The organism is Paenibacillus sp. JT22N1 (assembly GCF_059692155.1).
In genome coordinates, this window is the sequence record NZ_JCAUAW010000010.1 from 304,877 (window position 1) to 320,576 (window position 15,700).

General features: G+C 46.6%; 14 protein-coding genes, 16 tRNA genes and 1 rRNA gene. 2 read left to right on the plus strand and 29 right to left on the minus strand.

The genetic code is table 11. The annotated features are described in order from the left end of the window. Window positions 1-66 precede the first annotated feature (66 nt). The 10 genes from AC58UU_RS20605 to AC58UU_RS20650 all read right to left on the minus strand — a co-directional run bounded on the left by AC58UU_RS20605 (window position 67) and on the right by AC58UU_RS20650 (window position 10,304). The gene (locus AC58UU_RS20605; protein WP_497318584.1) at window positions 67-1,329 is read right to left on the minus strand and encodes a molybdopterin molybdotransferase MoeA; all 1,263 of its coding nucleotides are present in this window, start codon (window positions 1,327-1,329) and stop codon (window positions 67-69) included. Window positions 1,330-1,350: 21 nt separating this feature from the next. Next, window positions 1,351-2,355 carry a GTP 3',8-cyclase MoaA gene (gene moaA / locus AC58UU_RS20610; RefSeq protein ID WP_497318585.1) on the minus strand — a complete coding sequence of 335 codons (1,005 nt, stop codon included), beginning with the start codon at window positions 2,353-2,355 and terminating at the stop codon, window positions 1,351-1,353. An 88-nt stretch (window positions 2,356-2,443) separates the two neighbouring features. Continuing rightward, on the minus strand, window positions 2,444-3,055 hold the full coding sequence (gene mobA, locus AC58UU_RS20615; RefSeq protein WP_497318586.1) for a molybdenum cofactor guanylyltransferase: 612 nt from the start codon (window positions 3,053-3,055) through the stop codon (window positions 2,444-2,446). Beyond that, the gene (locus AC58UU_RS20620; protein WP_497318587.1) at window positions 3,052-3,711 is read right to left on the minus strand and encodes an MOSC domain-containing protein; all 660 of its coding nucleotides are present in this window, start codon (window positions 3,709-3,711) and stop codon (window positions 3,052-3,054) included. The genes mobA and AC58UU_RS20620 overlap by 4 nt, the downstream gene beginning before the upstream one ends. A gap of 80 nt (window positions 3,712-3,791) precedes the next feature. Further along, the gene (locus tag AC58UU_RS20625; RefSeq protein WP_497318588.1) at window positions 3,792-5,147 is read right to left on the minus strand and encodes a molybdopterin-dependent oxidoreductase; all 1,356 of its coding nucleotides are present in this window, start codon (window positions 5,145-5,147) and stop codon (window positions 3,792-3,794) included. A 128-nt stretch (window positions 5,148-5,275) separates the two neighbouring features. After that, window positions 5,276-5,737 carry a DUF2269 family protein gene (locus tag AC58UU_RS20630; RefSeq protein WP_497318589.1) on the minus strand — a complete coding sequence of 154 codons (462 nt, stop codon included), beginning with the start codon at window positions 5,735-5,737 and terminating at the stop codon, window positions 5,276-5,278. A 959-nt stretch (window positions 5,738-6,696) separates the two neighbouring features. Next, a complete protein-coding gene (locus AC58UU_RS20635) occupies window positions 6,697-7,740 on the minus strand; it encodes a HAMP domain-containing sensor histidine kinase (RefSeq protein ID WP_497318590.1) in 1,044 nt (347 codons plus the stop codon). After that, a complete protein-coding gene (locus AC58UU_RS20640) occupies window positions 7,737-8,459 on the minus strand; it encodes a response regulator transcription factor (protein ID WP_497318591.1) in 723 nt (240 codons plus the stop codon). Before AC58UU_RS20640 ends, AC58UU_RS20635 begins: the two co-directional genes overlap by 4 nt. A gap of 113 nt (window positions 8,460-8,572) precedes the next feature. Continuing rightward, on the minus strand, window positions 8,573-9,808 hold the full coding sequence (locus AC58UU_RS20645; RefSeq protein ID WP_497318592.1) for an MDR family MFS transporter: 1,236 nt from the start codon (window positions 9,806-9,808) through the stop codon (window positions 8,573-8,575). 112 nt (window positions 9,809-9,920) lie between these two features. Next, window positions 9,921-10,304, minus strand: a complete 384-nt coding sequence (locus tag AC58UU_RS20650) for a hypothetical protein (RefSeq protein WP_497318593.1) — start codon at window positions 10,302-10,304, stop codon at window positions 9,921-9,923. Window positions 10,305-10,540: 236 nt separating this feature from the next. Between AC58UU_RS20650 and AC58UU_RS20655 the strand changes: the two genes are divergently transcribed. Further along, window positions 10,541-11,335 carry an alpha/beta fold hydrolase gene (locus AC58UU_RS20655; RefSeq protein WP_497318594.1) on the plus strand — a complete coding sequence of 265 codons (795 nt, stop codon included), beginning with the start codon at window positions 10,541-10,543 and terminating at the stop codon, window positions 11,333-11,335. On the opposite strand, the gene AC58UU_RS20660 is transcribed toward AC58UU_RS20655, so the two are convergent. Together AC58UU_RS20660 and AC58UU_RS20665 are read right to left on the minus strand one after the other, a co-directional pair. Further along, complete coding sequence (locus AC58UU_RS20660) at window positions 11,325-12,539, minus strand: ROK family protein (RefSeq protein WP_497318595.1); 1,215 nt, start codon at window positions 12,537-12,539, stop codon at window positions 11,325-11,327. The two genes, AC58UU_RS20655 and AC58UU_RS20660, sit on opposite strands and share 11 nt — an antisense overlap. A gap of 74 nt (window positions 12,540-12,613) precedes the next feature. Continuing rightward, a complete protein-coding gene (locus tag AC58UU_RS20665) occupies window positions 12,614-13,384 on the minus strand; it encodes a class I SAM-dependent methyltransferase (protein WP_497318596.1) in 771 nt (256 codons plus the stop codon). A gap of 186 nt (window positions 13,385-13,570) precedes the next feature. Between AC58UU_RS20665 and AC58UU_RS20670 the strand changes: the two genes are divergently transcribed. Next, a complete protein-coding gene (locus AC58UU_RS20670) occupies window positions 13,571-13,681 on the plus strand; it encodes a YjcZ family sporulation protein (protein ID WP_497318597.1) in 111 nt (36 codons plus the stop codon). Window positions 13,682-13,940: 259 nt separating this feature from the next. On the opposite strand, the gene AC58UU_RS20675 is transcribed toward AC58UU_RS20670, so the two are convergent. The 17 genes from AC58UU_RS20675 to AC58UU_RS20755 all read right to left on the minus strand — a co-directional run. After that, window positions 13,941-14,019, minus strand: a tRNA-Leu gene (locus tag AC58UU_RS20675). A gap of 20 nt (window positions 14,020-14,039) precedes the next feature. After that, window positions 14,040-14,128, minus strand: a tRNA-Leu gene (locus tag AC58UU_RS20680). A gap of 9 nt (window positions 14,129-14,137) precedes the next feature. Beyond that, window positions 14,138-14,211 (minus strand) — tRNA-Cys (locus tag AC58UU_RS20685). A 10-nt stretch (window positions 14,212-14,221) separates the two neighbouring features. Next, window positions 14,222-14,296: transfer RNA gene (locus tag AC58UU_RS20690), tRNA-Gly, on the minus strand. Between the two features lie 8 nt (window positions 14,297-14,304). Then, a tRNA-Gln gene (locus AC58UU_RS20695) sits at window positions 14,305-14,376 on the minus strand. Between the two features lie 22 nt (window positions 14,377-14,398). Further along, a tRNA-His gene (locus tag AC58UU_RS20700) sits at window positions 14,399-14,471 on the minus strand. A 25-nt stretch (window positions 14,472-14,496) separates the two neighbouring features. Beyond that, window positions 14,497-14,570: transfer RNA gene (locus AC58UU_RS20705), tRNA-Trp, on the minus strand. A gap of 12 nt (window positions 14,571-14,582) precedes the next feature. Continuing rightward, a tRNA-Tyr gene (locus tag AC58UU_RS20710) sits at window positions 14,583-14,664 on the minus strand. Between the two features lie 9 nt (window positions 14,665-14,673). Continuing rightward, window positions 14,674-14,749, minus strand: a tRNA-Thr gene (locus tag AC58UU_RS20715). Window positions 14,750-14,765: 16 nt separating this feature from the next. Beyond that, a tRNA-Phe gene (locus AC58UU_RS20720) sits at window positions 14,766-14,841 on the minus strand. 20 nt (window positions 14,842-14,861) lie between these two features. Beyond that, a tRNA-Asp gene (locus AC58UU_RS20725) sits at window positions 14,862-14,938 on the minus strand. A gap of 31 nt (window positions 14,939-14,969) precedes the next feature. Then, window positions 14,970-15,046 (minus strand) — tRNA-Met (locus AC58UU_RS20730). Between the two features lie 53 nt (window positions 15,047-15,099). Continuing rightward, window positions 15,100-15,175 (minus strand) — tRNA-Val (locus AC58UU_RS20735). A 23-nt stretch (window positions 15,176-15,198) separates the two neighbouring features. Next, window positions 15,199-15,273: transfer RNA gene (locus AC58UU_RS20740), tRNA-Glu, on the minus strand. 15 nt (window positions 15,274-15,288) lie between these two features. After that, window positions 15,289-15,380 (minus strand) — tRNA-Ser (locus tag AC58UU_RS20745). Between the two features lie 3 nt (window positions 15,381-15,383). After that, a tRNA-Asn gene (locus AC58UU_RS20750) sits at window positions 15,384-15,459 on the minus strand. A gap of 81 nt (window positions 15,460-15,540) precedes the next feature. Beyond that, window positions 15,541-15,700 (minus strand): 23S ribosomal RNA (locus AC58UU_RS20755); the annotation flags it as partial.

The following is a 15,700-nucleotide window of genomic DNA, read 5'->3' on the forward strand; positions in this document are numbered from 1 at the left end:
TCTCGTATAAAATGGCCTACCATCGGGTGACTTCTTAACGGAAGTTCAGCGATTGGTAGGCCATCTTTATTGTATAGGATAAATAAGGACGCGTTCGTCTCTAACGAACCCCTTACCCCCGGCAGGTAAGTAAATCAAACAATCCGCATCTTTGATCGAAACCATAATACTGGACTTATCAATTCCTGATGGCTTAACCTTCAAACAACCGTTGTCCACATGAGTCGTTCCTCTGACATATCGTGGATGAGCGGAGCCTTTATCATAATCAACATCCAACTGAGCCGTGATCGCTTCCGGATAAGGGGAGTGACACCCTGCCATCGCTTTAATCAGCGGTTTGGCAAACAGTTCAAAACCAACGAATGAGGCGCCCGGATTACCGGACAAAGCTAACAGCAACCGATTGTTCCATAGGGCTGCACTCGTGGGAGTGCCTGGCCGCATGGCTACTTTGTTGAACAACAGCTTGCCCTCAAATCGTCCAAAGACATCAACAAGGACGTCGTAATCGCCAACGGAAACACCGCCGGATGTGAGGACTAAGTCGACTTTGGGGAAAGTTTCCTGCAGCGCCGCCTCCACCTCTGCCACATCATCCGAAAGCGCCTGCATGATAACCGCAGATCCACCAGCAGCTTCCACCTGCGCCGCCAGCATGTAGCTGTTGCTGTTGCGAATTCGTCCAGGCTGCAGCGGTTCTGCCACATTCAATAACTCAGAACCTGTTGAGAATATGGCAACCCTTGGTTGCCGATAAACGGATACATTCGAGTAGCCGAAAGTGGCTAATACCGCCGCTTCTCCGGGCCCAATCTGTGTACCTTGCTCAAGCAATATATCCCCTAAACCGATTTCACCGGCAATTGGGGTTATATTGCTTGCAGCGGTTATGTTTTTTTTGATACTCACATGGTAGGAGCTCGTTCCCGCATCTTGGAGGGAATCCGTCATCTCTAGCATAACGACAGCATCTGCGCCATCAGGAACTGGAGCTCCCGTCATAATACGAGCAGCCATACCAGATTGGATGGTAAGCTGAGGAACCGTTCCGCTAGGAATTCGCTCTATAACCCGCAAAACAACAGGAGCTTCTGGTGTTGCCTGCTCAATATCCTTTGAACATACGGCATACCCGTCAACACCTGATCTGCGAAAATGAGGTACCGGATGATCGGCAACTATGTCCACGGCCAGTCTTCTACCGAAAGCGGAGGATAGCGGAACGGACTCTATTGGTGTGTGTTTAACATATTCGAAAAGCAGGCTTCGTGCTTCCTCAACCGAAATCACTTTGCGCCCAAACTTAAGCTTACTATCGCTGCTCACTAGCGTCTGTTCCTCCTAACGTTAACCGCCAATTTGCGACATCCGGCGAAGTGTTGGTGTATGGGATTGCTCTTCATTCATCAGTGCCTGGGCCATCTCATGATTTTGTGGTTTGATATCCAAAGCGCGGAAGAACAAATCTTCCATCGCAGAGTCATCTCCAATATATTTTCTTACATTAAATTCATCCGACCAGTATAGACATGGCTTCACATTGCCATCCGCTGTTATTCGCAGACGATTGCAGGTCTCACAGAAATGATCGCTAATCGGATGTATGAGGCCAAATGAGCCTAACGCTCCGTCAATTCGAAAGTTCTGTGAGGGACCATTTCCATAAACCGCGTCCGAGGCAGAAGCATTCCACCCTTTCGCTTTACAGCGATCTAAGACAGTTGTCAGGGATAAATAGCGGCTTTTCCAATCTTCGTCTTGATGACCGATTGGCATATATTCGATGAACCTAACCTGAATAGGACGGTCAATCGTCATTTGCAAAAAGTCTTCAATTTCGTCATCATTAATGCCTTTCATCAAGACCACATTGAGCTTAATCGGGGTGATGCCCACACGGTAAGCTTCTTCAATGCTAGCCATAACACGATGAATATCGCCGCCTCTGGTTATCAAAGAGAACCGATCCGCTTTCAAAGAATCCAAGCTAATATTAACACGGGTTAACCCTGCTGCACGAAGCTTTTCAGCCCTCGATGCAAAGTAAATCCCATTCGTAGTCAGAGCAATATCTTCAATTCCGGGAATTTGAGAAAGCATACCGATCAATTGCTCCAAGTTTTTGCGCACAAGGGGCTCTCCGCCGGTTAATCTCAACTTACGAACACCAAGTCCTGCAAGCACACGGACAACTTCAGTAATTTCCTCGAAAGTTAATAACTTTTCATCCGGTTCAAATTCCATTCCTTCTTCAGGCATGCAGTATACACAGCGCAGATTGCAACGATCTGTAACAGAAATCCGCAAGTAATCGTGCATCCGTCCGAATCGATCCATAAGCAGCTTCGGCATAGGAGTTCACCTCTCTCTATGTACATTATGGCATAATTTATAACAAAATCCTAGATTCCCTAGCGAGAACTATCTGGAAAAACAACTTCTATGGCAGATTAGCTAACATTCGGTCGTACTCTTCCGGAGTATTCACATTAGTTACGAAATGGGTAGGGATGTTTTGCCGTTCAAAAAACTCATTCTCTACAGGCTTCCAATCCATATAATCGAGCAGCCCCATTAAACGATACTGCTTTTGCTCTAATAACACCTCGGCTTCGGAACCAACCAATCTTGAATATATGCCATGGAGAGGATGAACGCGACCGTCCAATACAGGAATAACTGCATCCAAATTAGCTTCTTGGCATAAAATCACCATTGCCTTTGCCGCTTCGGCAGAAATAAAAGGCATATCACAGCCCACAACCCACAGATACTGCTCAGATGCTACAAGGGAGGCGGCATGAATACCGCTTAAGGGCCCTTTTTGTACATAATGGTCAGTGATACATTGTACGTCTATATCGGGAACCGAAGACAAGTGAGGCAGCAAAACCTCAGGTTCATTAGTTACGACAATGACTTGCTTGCAGATGCTCGACATTTCCTTCAACTGCTTAAGAAGCAAGGGCTGCCCTTGCACGGGGAGAAGCGCCTTTAGTCTTCCTCCCATACGGCGATTAAGCCCCCCGGCAAGAATAACGCCAGTGATCATACTGCAAGCTCCGCCAACCGTTTAAGGAAGGATTGTTTCCAACTTGCCGATAATGCTTGTAAGTCTGCAATATACTGAGCAGCTTCAATATTCGCTTTATCGTGATACTTGATTTGGTTGGCGTAGGCGATAGTTACACCCGCTTCATCTTTGGAGATAAGCTTCACTTGTGTGTTCTTAGAGATTACACCTTCTGTAAGCACCCTCAAATAGTAGCCAGTATAGCCGGTTTCCTGTACTTGGAGGACAGCGTCCACCCAATCCAAACGCTTCGCAAGTTTATGACAAGGTTGACGAGGCTGTGAGACCTGTACGATTACGTCACCAATAGCGTAGGTGTCACCAATGCAGACTTGATCTTCGAGCAGACCGCGTACCGTTAGATTCTCACCGAACGTGCCTGCTTCCATCTTCTGCCCTAACACTTGCTCCCAGTGTGCGTAATGCTCCTCTGGGTACACACATAGCGCTTTGTCAGCTCCTCCATGCAGTGTCAAATCCGCTTGCCCATCTCCATCCAACTGTGTCTTCGATACATACAAAGATGAGCTGACCGGATATTTATAAATACCCGTAACCAGCTCTTTCCCTTGATACATGATTGTTTGTGGTAAACCAACGTTCACAGATACGACTTCCATCGTAATGTCCCTCATTTCCGAGCAAGTTTTTTAGTATTAACTATACCAAAATCCTCCTGGAAAGTCAGTTGCCAACTTACGTGAGTACAAGTAAATCACGCTTTGGATCTATCTACCCATGCATCGTTATCGTAACCTCTTACTTCCCAGTAGCCCATGTGCTCCTTCTCGATGAGCTCGATTCCTTGGAGCCATTTGACGGATTTGTAGGCATACATTTGCGGAACGATTAGTCGGACTGGTCCACCTAATTTTTGTGGAATGGGCTTACCATCCATGAGCACAGCGACCATAATATCATCCCCGTTTGCCTGGCTTAGGGACAATGCATCTGTATATACCTTATCGCCTGAATAAAACTTCACATATTTTCCTTTGGCTTGAACACCAGCAGCAGCTAATAATTGCTTAAGCGGGATGCCCTCCCATGTACATTTGTAAACGGACCAGCCGGTCACACAGTGGAAATCACTAACCTGCACAGTCCGCTTCAGCTTCAAGAACTCTTCCCAGTTCCATGCACTGGGGTTATCGACTAATCCGGATATCGCGAATTTCCACGTATCCGAGGAAAAAGCAGGAATTTCTGTGACGGTGTAAATACGGAAATTCCCTTGCGCTCCTCCGCCCACAACAGCGGCGGAGTCCGGCAGTGGAGCCGGCGGCGGAAGCATCCGGTTGCCGTCGGTTGCAATATATTCGGCGGTCGTAGAGCCGCCGGTATCGAATGCGCCTTTTATCCAGCGATAAAAGGCGGGACCGATCGCGATCACGAGCAGCAGTCCTGCGGCTATCCGCAGGAACGATGCACGTGTGATCGGCGACTCCTTCAGCGCGGCAATGACCGCCTGCGCTGCTGTGCGCCTTGCCGTGGCGTCCTCTGTCGCCACGGGGGCATGGTTCGGTGCCGCAGCGATAGCGCTGGCGGCGGCTGGGGTTTGGACCGCCTGCTCAGCGGGCGGTCTTGCCGTGGCAGCGGCTTGATCAAGCCGCTGCTGGCGCTTGAGCCATCTGCTGCGCGAGATGGCGTGGTACACGGCATACGGCACTCCGACCCAGGTGAGCAGGTCATGCACGAAGAGTGCCGAATTGTTCAAAGCCGGTGGCAGATTGCGGAACTGCCACAAGATCACCCCTGATCCGGCCCAGCCGATCAGGAGCGCAAGGACGAACACCAGATTCGCGCGTTGATTGCGGCGCGCGCGAATCTGGTGCCAATGCTTACGAATCATCGGCGCGTAAAGCGCGATGAGTAGAATCGATGCGACACCCAAGTAAATGTGAAGCTGCTTAATCGTTACACGGAAGCTCCCTAGATCTCCCCTAATCGCTCCTATACTCAGCACGATGCCAGTCACAGTTAGCAGCAGCAAAATCCACGCATTCCAGCTATGAATCGCATTCAATCGCTTCCCAAAAGATTGCTTCAGCCATCCTCTTTTTGAATCCATACCGTCACCACCTTCATTCATTTACGATCTTTACGTTATTCTTATCATAACGTATAAATATTAAAAAAGGCTTACAAATTCGCTAATATTCGCATTGCTATCAACCTAACAAAAAAAGCCCAGCACCATTACATGCCAGGCTTCCAAATCATTAAAATTAGCGAAATCAGAGGCAAAATTGTACCTATTGTCCCGTAAATATCCCATTTCCTCGATACCTGCCGATACGCTTTCGTTTGCTCCCCTAATCGCAGTGATTCTTCACTAAAGCGGATCATTTTTCTTTGCAGAGGCAATAAAATGCCCAACCACAATAACCCAGACAGCGAAAATAAAACTAATGATGCCGTCACCCAATTCCATTCTAAGAGGGAATAGCCTAATCGAAAGGCCATCATATGCCCCGGAATCAGAAGCAGCAGAATACCAGGTACAGTGAACACATAGTCTGCTAACATAATATTTTTAACCGTGAAATGAATGGTATTAAGATCTTGCTTCCCATAATGAGCCCGAACTTTCCAAAAAGCAGCGGTCACAATATTCCCTAGAAACAATACAGCCCCTAAAACGTGTAAGAACAACAACATTACCACCAGCTCCCTTCTTTTTTTCCTTTTTGCCTAATCCAAGCATCACGCTCGCTAATCTTACTCTTTTGCTTTATTTCAGCCTGTGGTATCCTTGTTCTTCCTTCTCGCCTGATTCTAACCTTTAACTCCCTCCAACCTCTTTGCCTAATTCTAGCCCCTCCATTTCTTCTGCTTCTTCTTCTTCCTTGCTTGCCACATTCCAGCTTCACACTACCGTCTTCTCTCTCCCCTAATTCCAGCCTCTCACTCCTTTATCTTCCTATCTTCATTCTATCCTCCCACTCCCGCCTTCCTTCTCACCAAATTCAAGCCTCACCTTCTTCTTCTTCTTCTTCTTCTTCTTCTTCTTCTTCTTCTTCCATACCCATTCTACCCTCAGACCTCCGCCTTACTTATCACCTCATTATAGCCTCTCACTTCCTCTATCCTCCTTGCCACATTCCAGCCTCTACCATCCTTCTTCTTCCATCTTGCATTCATTCTAGCCTGTCGCAAAAAGATTGTAAGGTGAGCAAGGTCATGACCCGATGGTGACCTAAGTCACGATGATAAACACCCTCTCATATCCCCCCCAGAACACGGTGCCCAGACACAAGCAAAGTTGTATGAAGTACAACAATAGTCAATCAAATCAAGCGTTAACTCAGCGAATGTTGCATAAAATGCAACATTTTTGCCCCAAAGTGGCCTTTTAGTGTGAATTAAGCTTAAATTGTTGTACAACATACAACATCTCTGGCTAAGAAGGTAGAATCCAAGGGAATTGTTGCACGTTGTACAACAATCCCCGTCTATAAACAGAAAAAGCAATCATACAGTCATCCTAATCTGCCCCACCTCCCCTGCGCCTAGAATCAAAAGAAAACCCCCACCCGCGCAAAAAAACCACAAGAAGGGAAAATCCCTCTTGCGGTCCATATACGTTGCACAGTCTATACTTCCAGCCTCATACCCCACTAATAAATCGGCAACGTAAACCAAAATCGGCTCCCCTGCCCTTTATCACCCGTATGACTATCAACGCCAATCGTTCCTCCATGCAGGTGAACAATCGATTTGGCAATCGCAAGTCCGAGGCCTGCGCCTCCGCTTGCCCGAGTTCTTGACGGATCGGCACGATAGAAGCGATCGAAAATCTTACTGCTATCCTCTTCATCGATCCCTTGACCATGATCCTGAATATAAAGCTGTACATACTGCTCTGAGATCTGTTCAACCTTAATTTCAATAGTCCCACCGACAGGTGAATGCCGTATAGCGTTATCCAGAATGTTAGAAAGAACCCGCTTCATTTCCTGGGGCATAATCGCCACCGGTGGCAATCGATCAGGCATGTCGACGTCCACTTGCAGCTGTTTTTCCTCCAACTGAAAAGCCAAGCTTTGCAAGCCGTCTAGCAGTAAATGATCGACATGGTACCGTTCAGGTGCAAATTCAGTTCCTCCAGCATCCAGCTGCGATAGCTTAAATAATTCTTGAATTAGTCCGTCTAATCGTCCTGTTTCAAGCCGGATGGTTTGTAGATACCGTTCAAACGTTTCTTTATCTTGAATGACATCATCCTGCAAAGCTTCTACGAATGCTTGAATGGACGCCATTGGGGTCCTCAAATCGTGTGAAACATTCGCTACGAGTTCTTTGCGGGATGCCTCAGCCGTTCGCAATTTCTGAAAGCTTTCATTCAGCTTGCCCGTCATTCGATTGAATTGTTCTGCCAGTTTTTGAAATTCAGCAGGTCCAATCTGAGGCACTTGTCCCTCAAAATGCCCTTCCGAAATATGCGTCGTTTCCTCCGTAATCGCATGAATGGCTTTCTCAAGGGGGCGGGTCATGAAGTAATGTATGAGCATCGATACACTCGCTGCGCCAAGAGTTACCGTCGTCAACAGGACGACGTCTTTCCAGTTCAATAACATATATCGATAGCATATAAACAAGGTGAGCAAAATAATACTCGTACTCACCCCACTCGCGATGAGTAAATAAATACGAAGCTTCATGATGGCTTCCTACCCTCAAATTTATAGCCAATACCCCATACAGTCTTAATATATCGCGGCTCAGAGGGAATGGGCTCGATCTTCTCTCTCAGCCTGCGAATGTGGACAGTGACCGTTGTTGTATCGCCATAATAGTCGATATCCCAAACCTTACTTAGGAGCTGATTGCGTGAAAATACTTGCTCTGGATGCCCTGCAAACAAGTGCAGCAGTTCAAATTCTTTAACGGTCAGCTCAATTTCCTTCCCGTTCACCCGAACACTCCGGTGCAGTGCATTAAGCTCTAGCCCCGGAAACTTCATGATATGCGCAGGTGGCGCAGCGCCCGCACCGTTAACAGCATCCGCATGGCCGCGCTGCTGCCTACGCAAAATTGCTTTCACTCGCAGCACCAGCTCGCGCGGCGAGAATGGCTTCGTCAAGTAGTCGTCTGCGCCCATCGTTAACCCCATGAGGCGATCCATTTCATCGCCTCGAGCCGTCAACATGATGATGGGCACGTCCTGCTCGTTGCGAATTTCTTCGCACACTTGCCAACCGTTTTTGCCCGGCATCATGAGGTCAAGAACAATCAGCTGCGGGTTATGCAGCCGCCATAAGCGGATGGCTTCGTCGCCACTCACCGCCGAAATAACCTGGTACCCCTCTCGCTGCAAATAGACGGTGCACACATCAATAATATTCGTTTCATCATCCACCACGAGAACGAGTGAACCCATACGGCATACCTCCTCAAGCATTCATTCTATTATACCGCAGAGCAATGAAATGAAGCTTACGTATGTATTACAAAAGTATTAAAGCTCCCCAAATTGCGGGGAGCTTCATTCCTTTAGGTTTGCAAAGCAGCCTCGATAATAGGCTCCTCTTTGTTGTGATTAAGACTTCGAATATATCGTGTCTGAGCAATACCGGCTATAAGAATGATGGCAGCTAAGACGGCGAACATAATCTTCCCGCCAAAGTGGCTGAATAACAAGCCTCCCAGAATGGGGCCAATGGCGCGCGATAGCTGCCAATTCATACCGAACACTGAGAAATACCAACCTCTATGCTCCTCTGGAGCAATAACGGAGATTACCTTCTGAATATGAGGACCATTTAACATTTCACCAATGGTAAATAAAAGTTCAACAAAAAGGAGTATGGCAAAGATAGGTACAAATCCATAACCAACTGACACAATCGCAAACAACAGATAGGATGCTGCGACTACCAAATAGGCGGAAACGTGCTCTGTACGCTTGGCAATCCATATTTGCAGTGCAATAACGACACATCCATTGAAGGTAATAATGGTAGCAAAAACAGTCTTATAATTCTCGAAATGCTGCTGTAAATGCAGTGGGAACGTAGACTCCACTTGAGCATATAACAGCGATACCGGTATCGCTAGAAGCGTTATCCAAAGGAGCGGCTTATGATCCCGCCATCTGATTTTCGGCTTTGTCTTAGATAATTCCTGCTCCGCGGCGCTCTTCACAGGCATTGTCTCTGGAACCTTCAAGACGACCAACCCTGCGTATGCAAAGAGAGCAACCGCGCAAGTCAAGAATATAATTGTCGGATTCCAGGTGAATAAAAGCAGTCCAATCAGCGGTCCAAATGCTGAACCCATATTTAATGCTGTGTGCAGCAGAGCAAATACTTCAGCGCGCTTCTCCTGCGGGACAACATCCGCAATCTGTGCATTAGCTGCTGGTCCAAACATAGCATGGCCAATGCCGTTAATGATCGAAATGACAGCAAATTCCCAAACGTGACTGGCAAACATATAACCGCCAATGGCAAAAGCTTGGATAATAAGCGCAGCCAACATCATCGGCTTCCGTCCATAACGATCGCTCAAGCTGCCTGCATACAAATTCACGAAAATTCCGCATAACGGCTGCAATCCGATAATCAACATAGATAAGAAAATAGAACCATCCAGCTTGTCATACAAATAATATACCAAATAAGGTCTCATCATGAATCCGGCTAATGAAGTTAGAATCGTTCCAACAACTCGAACCCATATCGCTGTATCATACTTGTTAATCAGTGAAAACAATGGAATCCTGTGCATACGACCTCCTAGATGTTATTGGTCTTCTCAGTTTAGGGCTATTTGAGCAAAAGAAAAAGGTAAAATCTCGTTATAACGGATTTTCACCTTTTATGAATGATTACCTATGTAATTATCCGCCAATACGAATTTTGCGGTATGTATCGATAAACGAGAGGACATCTACTCTTTTCCCCCTCTTTTTCGCGACTCTGGCCATTTTCACGAGTGTTGTCCAGAATTCGTCTAGAACAGGAGATTCGAATTCATTTTCTTTGGGTGCTTGTGTGAGGTTATGTTTATTTTTATACGTCGTGCCCTCATCCGAAATGAGATACTGAATTTGACTTTTTTTCCACTGCTCCCCGGTTACATAACTTACTCCAATTTCGCGCATTTTTTTGCGTACAGAAGTTACGGGACGAGATAGTTCTCTGGCAATTACAACTGGAGGACATTCAGAGGAAAGGCGAATCAACTTGTCCAATTCATGTGTGGACCAAGGTTTTTTAGTCATATTAATAACCCCACTTCGTAAAATGAATGTTTCGTTCTGCCTGTTAATGGTTACTAACTAAAGGTATAATAAGAGAATACCAACGAAATGTTAAAGAAGTATGAGTTAACCATAATGAAAGTATGAAGACATAACTTTTTCGATAATTTTCCCTATTTTATGCCCTTCGAACTACGATTGGGTGACAAATTAGGACTTTATGCGTGGTAAATTTATCTAATGGAGAGTGAAGGACTTTGAAACATCATATTAACGGAGCCGAACAGTTCGTCGAAGAAAAAGGGCATGGAGCACCTGTTATTTTACTGCACGGCTTTCCATTGGATCATCGCATGTGGCAATCGCAGATAGACGCTTTGTCAGCGAACTATCGTGTCATTACACCTGATTTACGTGGCATGGGCCAGTCTGATGTACCCAAATCGAATATTTCGATAGACCAATATGCCAATGACATTTTAACTTTAATGGATAAAATGGGTATAGAAAAAGCCGCACTTGGCGGCTTCTCCATGGGTGGTTATGTGGCTTTTGCACTTCTACGTAAATCTCCAAAACGTTTTACAGGTCTTATATTGGCCAACACTCGTCCTGAAGCTGATGGACAAGAGGCTCGTAAGAATCGATTAAACATGGCAGTCTCTCTCTATGAGAAAGGGTCCGTGGTGGCAAGAGACGCCATGCTGCCCAAACTTATTACAGAACCATCGAAGCAAGATCATCCTAAGCTAGTCGATACCTTGAGTATGGTGATGGAATCGATGCCAGCTGAGGGACTTGTCCATGCTTGTCTTGCTATGGCATTCCGCGAAGACTCTGTAGACTTACTTAGCTCTATTTCGGTGCCAACTCTCGTCATCGCTGGCGAACAAGACCCGATCGCGCCTCCGGATGTCATGAAGAAAATGGCCGACCAGATTACTGGCGCCAGCTATCATGTCATACCGGCTGCCTCCCATTTGACGCCGATGGAAAAACCGGAAGCTTTCAATGCGCTGCTGATTGATTTTCTGAAGAGCATTAAAGCCTAACCAGTTGGTCCATGACCATCACGGCTGCACCAATTGCTAAAGCTTCTTCGCCAAGCTGCCCTTTGCTGAAGACAACCTGATAAGCGGGGTAGTAGTATGTCTTCCGAATCGCTACCTGCGTAGCGGTTTGGAAAAACAACTCCCCTCCCGCAATTAACGGCCCCCCTAAGATTACCTTCTCGGGGTGTAAAATATTTAGCAAGTTAGCTAGTCCAATGCCAAAATAAGTGGCAGCCTCCATGATGATCTCCACAACTAGGGGATCATTTTTTTTGAGCGCCTCCAAAACATGCAGGTACGTGACCTGCTCTGGGTCATCAACCAAATGAGACAACACCGTGGATCGACCCTGCTTTAATGCCGATCGAGCCGCCTTCTCGATGGCATATAAAGAAGCATACGACTCCAATGCTCCATAGTTGCCTGACGTATTACGGTGGGGAACACCATCCGTTTGAATAATCATTTGACCCACTGAGCCTTCCATATCGACGGCACCATAAATAACCTTTCCTTCCGAAACCATGGAGGAGCGCAAACCAATTCCAGCATGAATATAGAGCAGATGCTTAAAGCTCTGTGTACGTTGATGCCATGATTCAGCTAGGATGGCCGTGTTAGCTCCATTATCCAGCAATGCGGGAATACCTAGTTCTCCCGTTAACTGCCTGCAAATCTCAACATTTCTCCATCCTTTTGCTGGAAAATAGGACGGCTCTAAGATAGTCCCGGACAAGCGATCCACAGGACCAACCGCACCAATCCCTATACCAAGCACGGAGGAAGAATTAATATTGTGTGTGGATAACATTCTTTGTACTTCGTCCACGATTAGACGAATCAGCAGATCCGGCGTCATCTCAGCTGTCATTGACCAGCTCCGCGAATCCAATTTCTTCATTCCCAGATCGACAAGGACAAGCTTGGACAACGTTCTGGATATTTCCAAACCAAATACATAAGCATAGGCCGGATTCTTTTCATATAGAATCGGCCTACGCCCTCCTGTTGAAGCACCGAAACCAGATTCAAGGATAAGTCCTTGAACCGTCAGTTCCTCCAAAAGACGCGTCAACGTAGATACCGTCATCCCACTTTGCTCTAACAACTCCGTTTTGGAAACCGTTGTTTGACGACAAATTCGCTCATAGATTTCTTTCGCCTTACGATTCGGAATTCGTTCCGTTATGACATCTACGTTCAAAGAAGCAGCCCCCAATGATAATCTTTCTCATATATTTCGCCATTGGGAAGCCAAAATCCTTCCTTGTCTTCCCCTTATTCCTTCGATCCAATCATGAGGGTATAGCCCATATATGGATGGTATTTATTGACGAGCTCATCGTATTTTGCAGTGACTTGCCAAATCCGCGGATCCATAAATGACTGCTTATCAGACAAGTGAACAGGATCTGGATGTTGAACTTGATCTTCGAACATCGTTAGCGGAAAAGGATGTACCCCTGAGAAGTCCACGGGGTCAAACTTGCTCTTTTCTAACAGCTCCCGCCATTCATCCATACTATATATTTTATTTACCCCATAGAAGCTGCACAGAGCCCTGTGAATTCCTGGTGACATCTCTTTGATTCGGATGACTTCTCGGTCATAAAGCTTACCTTCAGATTTAAGCACCCTATAATACTCGGATACAGCTTTCTGAGCATCTGCAAAATTAGTCACTGACTCCACCATCACAACATCAAAAGTATGATCTTCAAAGGGTAATTGGCATACATCCCCAACCATGAATTGCACCTGTACCCCTTGCTTCTCTGCTCTTATGATCGCTTTCGCAATCATTTCCGGACGAATATCGACCGCTGTTACTTCACAGCCTTGCTCGGCCAGGAAACATGCCGTTCTTCCAGTCCCGCATCCGACTTCTAGCACGCGCTTCCCTTTTTCAATGGGATACTTCTTCAATTGCTCAATCGTTTCTCCGAAACCCCCGGGATGCGCATTGCCCACTCCTAATTTGGCTAACATATCTAAGTACTCGATAACACTTACACCTCCACAATGGCATATCATTCTCTTTTCTACCATATGGGAGGCTGCGGCCTCATGTTCAGATTCTTGAACCATTTTTGGAAAAAAGGCGCTCGCCTAAAAGCGCTGTTTCAATGTCTTTTAGGCTAAATACCCAATCAAATTATCCTCTCTCCCCATAGGATAATATTGTCTCTCATCCGATTTCACAGAGAGCATTCCTTCAGATGGGGGGTGACATAAATGGGTGTTGCTACTGGTGCTGGTGTTGGATATGGACATGGAACCTCTTCCGCTGTTGTTCTCGTATTGTTCATCTTGCTTGTAATCGTAACTATGACTTTCGCTTGGTAATCATGAATCACTAGGGATATTGCTAAAAAAGGAGCTTCGGTTCATTTGAACCTGGCTCCTTCTACATACGTGATTATCATTTTTATGTCGTACTTTTTTTAGGCAGTTGCTAAGTGCTAAGAATTCATCCAACTATTTTTGTTTTAATGCAATAATCGTGTCTAACGCAACTGATATCATTTCAGGTTGATATTAGGTAAGGAAGCAATAGAAAAAGCTCATGAAATCATTAGATTTCATGAGCTTTTTCTATTCGTTATACCGGCAAGAGGACTCGAACCTCCACCCTTTCGGACTCGATTTTGAGTCGAGCGCGTCTGCCATTCCGCCATGCCGGCATATGAAGTTGTAAAGATAATGGTGCCGAAGACCAGACTTGAACTGGTACGGTAGTCACCTACCGCAGGATTTTAAGTCCTGTGCGTCTGCCGATTCCGCCACTCCGGCTAATAAATGTGGAGGCGCCACCCAGATTCGAACTGGGGGTAAAGCTTTTGCAGAGCTCTGCCTTACCACTTGGCTATGGCGCCTTAGTAATAATGGAGCGGAAGACGGGGATCGAACCCGCGACCCTCGCCTTGGCAAGGCGATGCTCTACCGCTGAGCCACTTCCGCATATAAAACTGGGGATCAAGGATTTGAACCTTGGCATGACGGAGTCAAAGTCCGTTGCCTTACCGCTTGGCTAATCCCCATTATGTTACTTGGGTAATAATGGGCGGACGACGGGACTTGAACCCGCGAATGCTGGATCCACAAACCAGTGCGTTAACCCCTTCGCCACGACCGCCACAATATTAAGTTTCTTACTTTTTTGGCAGGGGCAGCAGGAATTGAACCCACACCAAAGGTTTTGGAGACCTTTGTTCTACCCTTAAACTATGCCCCTAGAAAAAGTAAATGGAGGCTGATGGATTCGAACCACCGAACTCGAAGAGAGCAGATTTACAGTCTGCCGTGTTTAGCCACTTCACTAAGCCTCCACAAAGCAATGGTGCCGTCGAGAGGACTTGAACCCCCAACCTACTGATTACAAGTCAGTTGCTCTACCAGTTGAGCTACAACGGCTTATTTAATTAAGAAATGGTGGCTTTGGACGGAATCGAACCGCCGACACGAGGATTTTCAGTCCTCTGCTCTACCGACTGAGCTACAAAGCCTTACTTAATTTTCAAAAAAATGGCGGAGCTGACGGGATTCGAACCCGCGGTCTCCTGCGTGACAGGCAGGCATGTTAGGCCACTACACCACAGCTCCATGCTAAGTACAATATCTTCTATAAGAAGATTGGTTGCGGGGGCAGGATTTGAACCTGCGGCCTTCGGGTTATGAGCCCGACGAGCTACCGGGCTGCTCCACCCCGCGTCATTAAGCATATCTGATGAATCCCAGTAAAGCAAGTCTTGCTTAAGGAATCATGGTGGAGGCTGACGGGATCGAACCGCCGACCCTCTGCTTGTAAGGCAGATGCTCTCCCAGCTGAGCTAAGCCTCCATGGGATAGAACTAGATAATTGGTGGTGACCCGTAGGGGACTCGAACCCCTGTTACCTCCGTGAAAGGGAGGTGTCTTAACCACTTGACCAACGGGCCTTACTAGAAAGATAGTGGCGGAGAGAGAGGGATTCGAACCCTCGAGACGCTTGTGACGCCTACACGATTTCCAATCGTGCTCCTTCGGCCAGCTCGGACACCTCTCCATATGGCTCCCCGAACAGGACTCGAACCTGTGACAACTCGATTAACAGTCGAGTGCTCTACCAACTGAGCTATCAGGGAATAGAAACAATGTTTACTTCAAGGATTTATTCCTTGAAAACTAGATACGAAACTTACGTAAAGTTAGACTACTTAGGAATTTTGGTTAAGCCCTCGACCGATTAGTATTCGTCAGCTGCATGCATTGCTACACTTCCACCTCGAACCTATCAACCTCGTCGTCTACAAGGGGTCTTACATACTGGGAAATCTCATCTTGAGGGGGGCTTCGCGCTTAGATGCTTTCAGCGCTTATCCCCTC

Coding starts and splice junctions, on each gene's coding strand:
- AC58UU_RS20670 (WP_497318597.1), top strand. CDS start 13,571: ATGGGTGTTGCTACTGGTGCTGGTGTTGGATATGGACATGGAACCTCT.
- AC58UU_RS20640 (WP_497318591.1), bottom strand. CDS start 8,459: ATGGGTTCACTCGTTCTCGTGGTGGATGATGAAACGAATATTATTGAT.
- moaA (WP_497318585.1), bottom strand. CDS start 2,355: ATGCCGAAGCTGCTTATGGATCGATTCGGACGGATGCACGATTACTTG.
- mobA (WP_497318586.1), bottom strand. CDS start 3,055: ATGATCACTGGCGTTATTCTTGCCGGGGGGCTTAATCGCCGTATGGGA.
- AC58UU_RS20630 (WP_497318589.1), bottom strand. CDS start 5,737: ATGTTGTTGTTCTTACACGTTTTAGGGGCTGTATTGTTTCTAGGGAAT.
- AC58UU_RS20665 (WP_497318596.1), bottom strand. CDS start 13,384: ATGGTAGAAAAGAGAATGATATGCCATTGTGGAGGTGTAAGTGTTATC.
- AC58UU_RS20625 (WP_497318588.1), bottom strand. CDS start 5,147: ATGGATTCAAAAAGAGGATGGCTGAAGCAATCTTTTGGGAAGCGATTG.
- AC58UU_RS20650 (WP_497318593.1), bottom strand. CDS start 10,304: ATGACTAAAAAACCTTGGTCCACACATGAATTGGACAAGTTGATTCGC.
- AC58UU_RS20645 (WP_497318592.1), bottom strand. CDS start 9,808: ATGCACAGGATTCCATTGTTTTCACTGATTAACAAGTATGATACAGCG.
- AC58UU_RS20635 (WP_497318590.1), bottom strand. CDS start 7,740: ATGAAGCTTCGTATTTATTTACTCATCGCGAGTGGGGTGAGTACGAGT.
- AC58UU_RS20620 (WP_497318587.1), bottom strand. CDS start 3,711: ATGAGGGACATTACGATGGAAGTCGTATCTGTGAACGTTGGTTTACCA.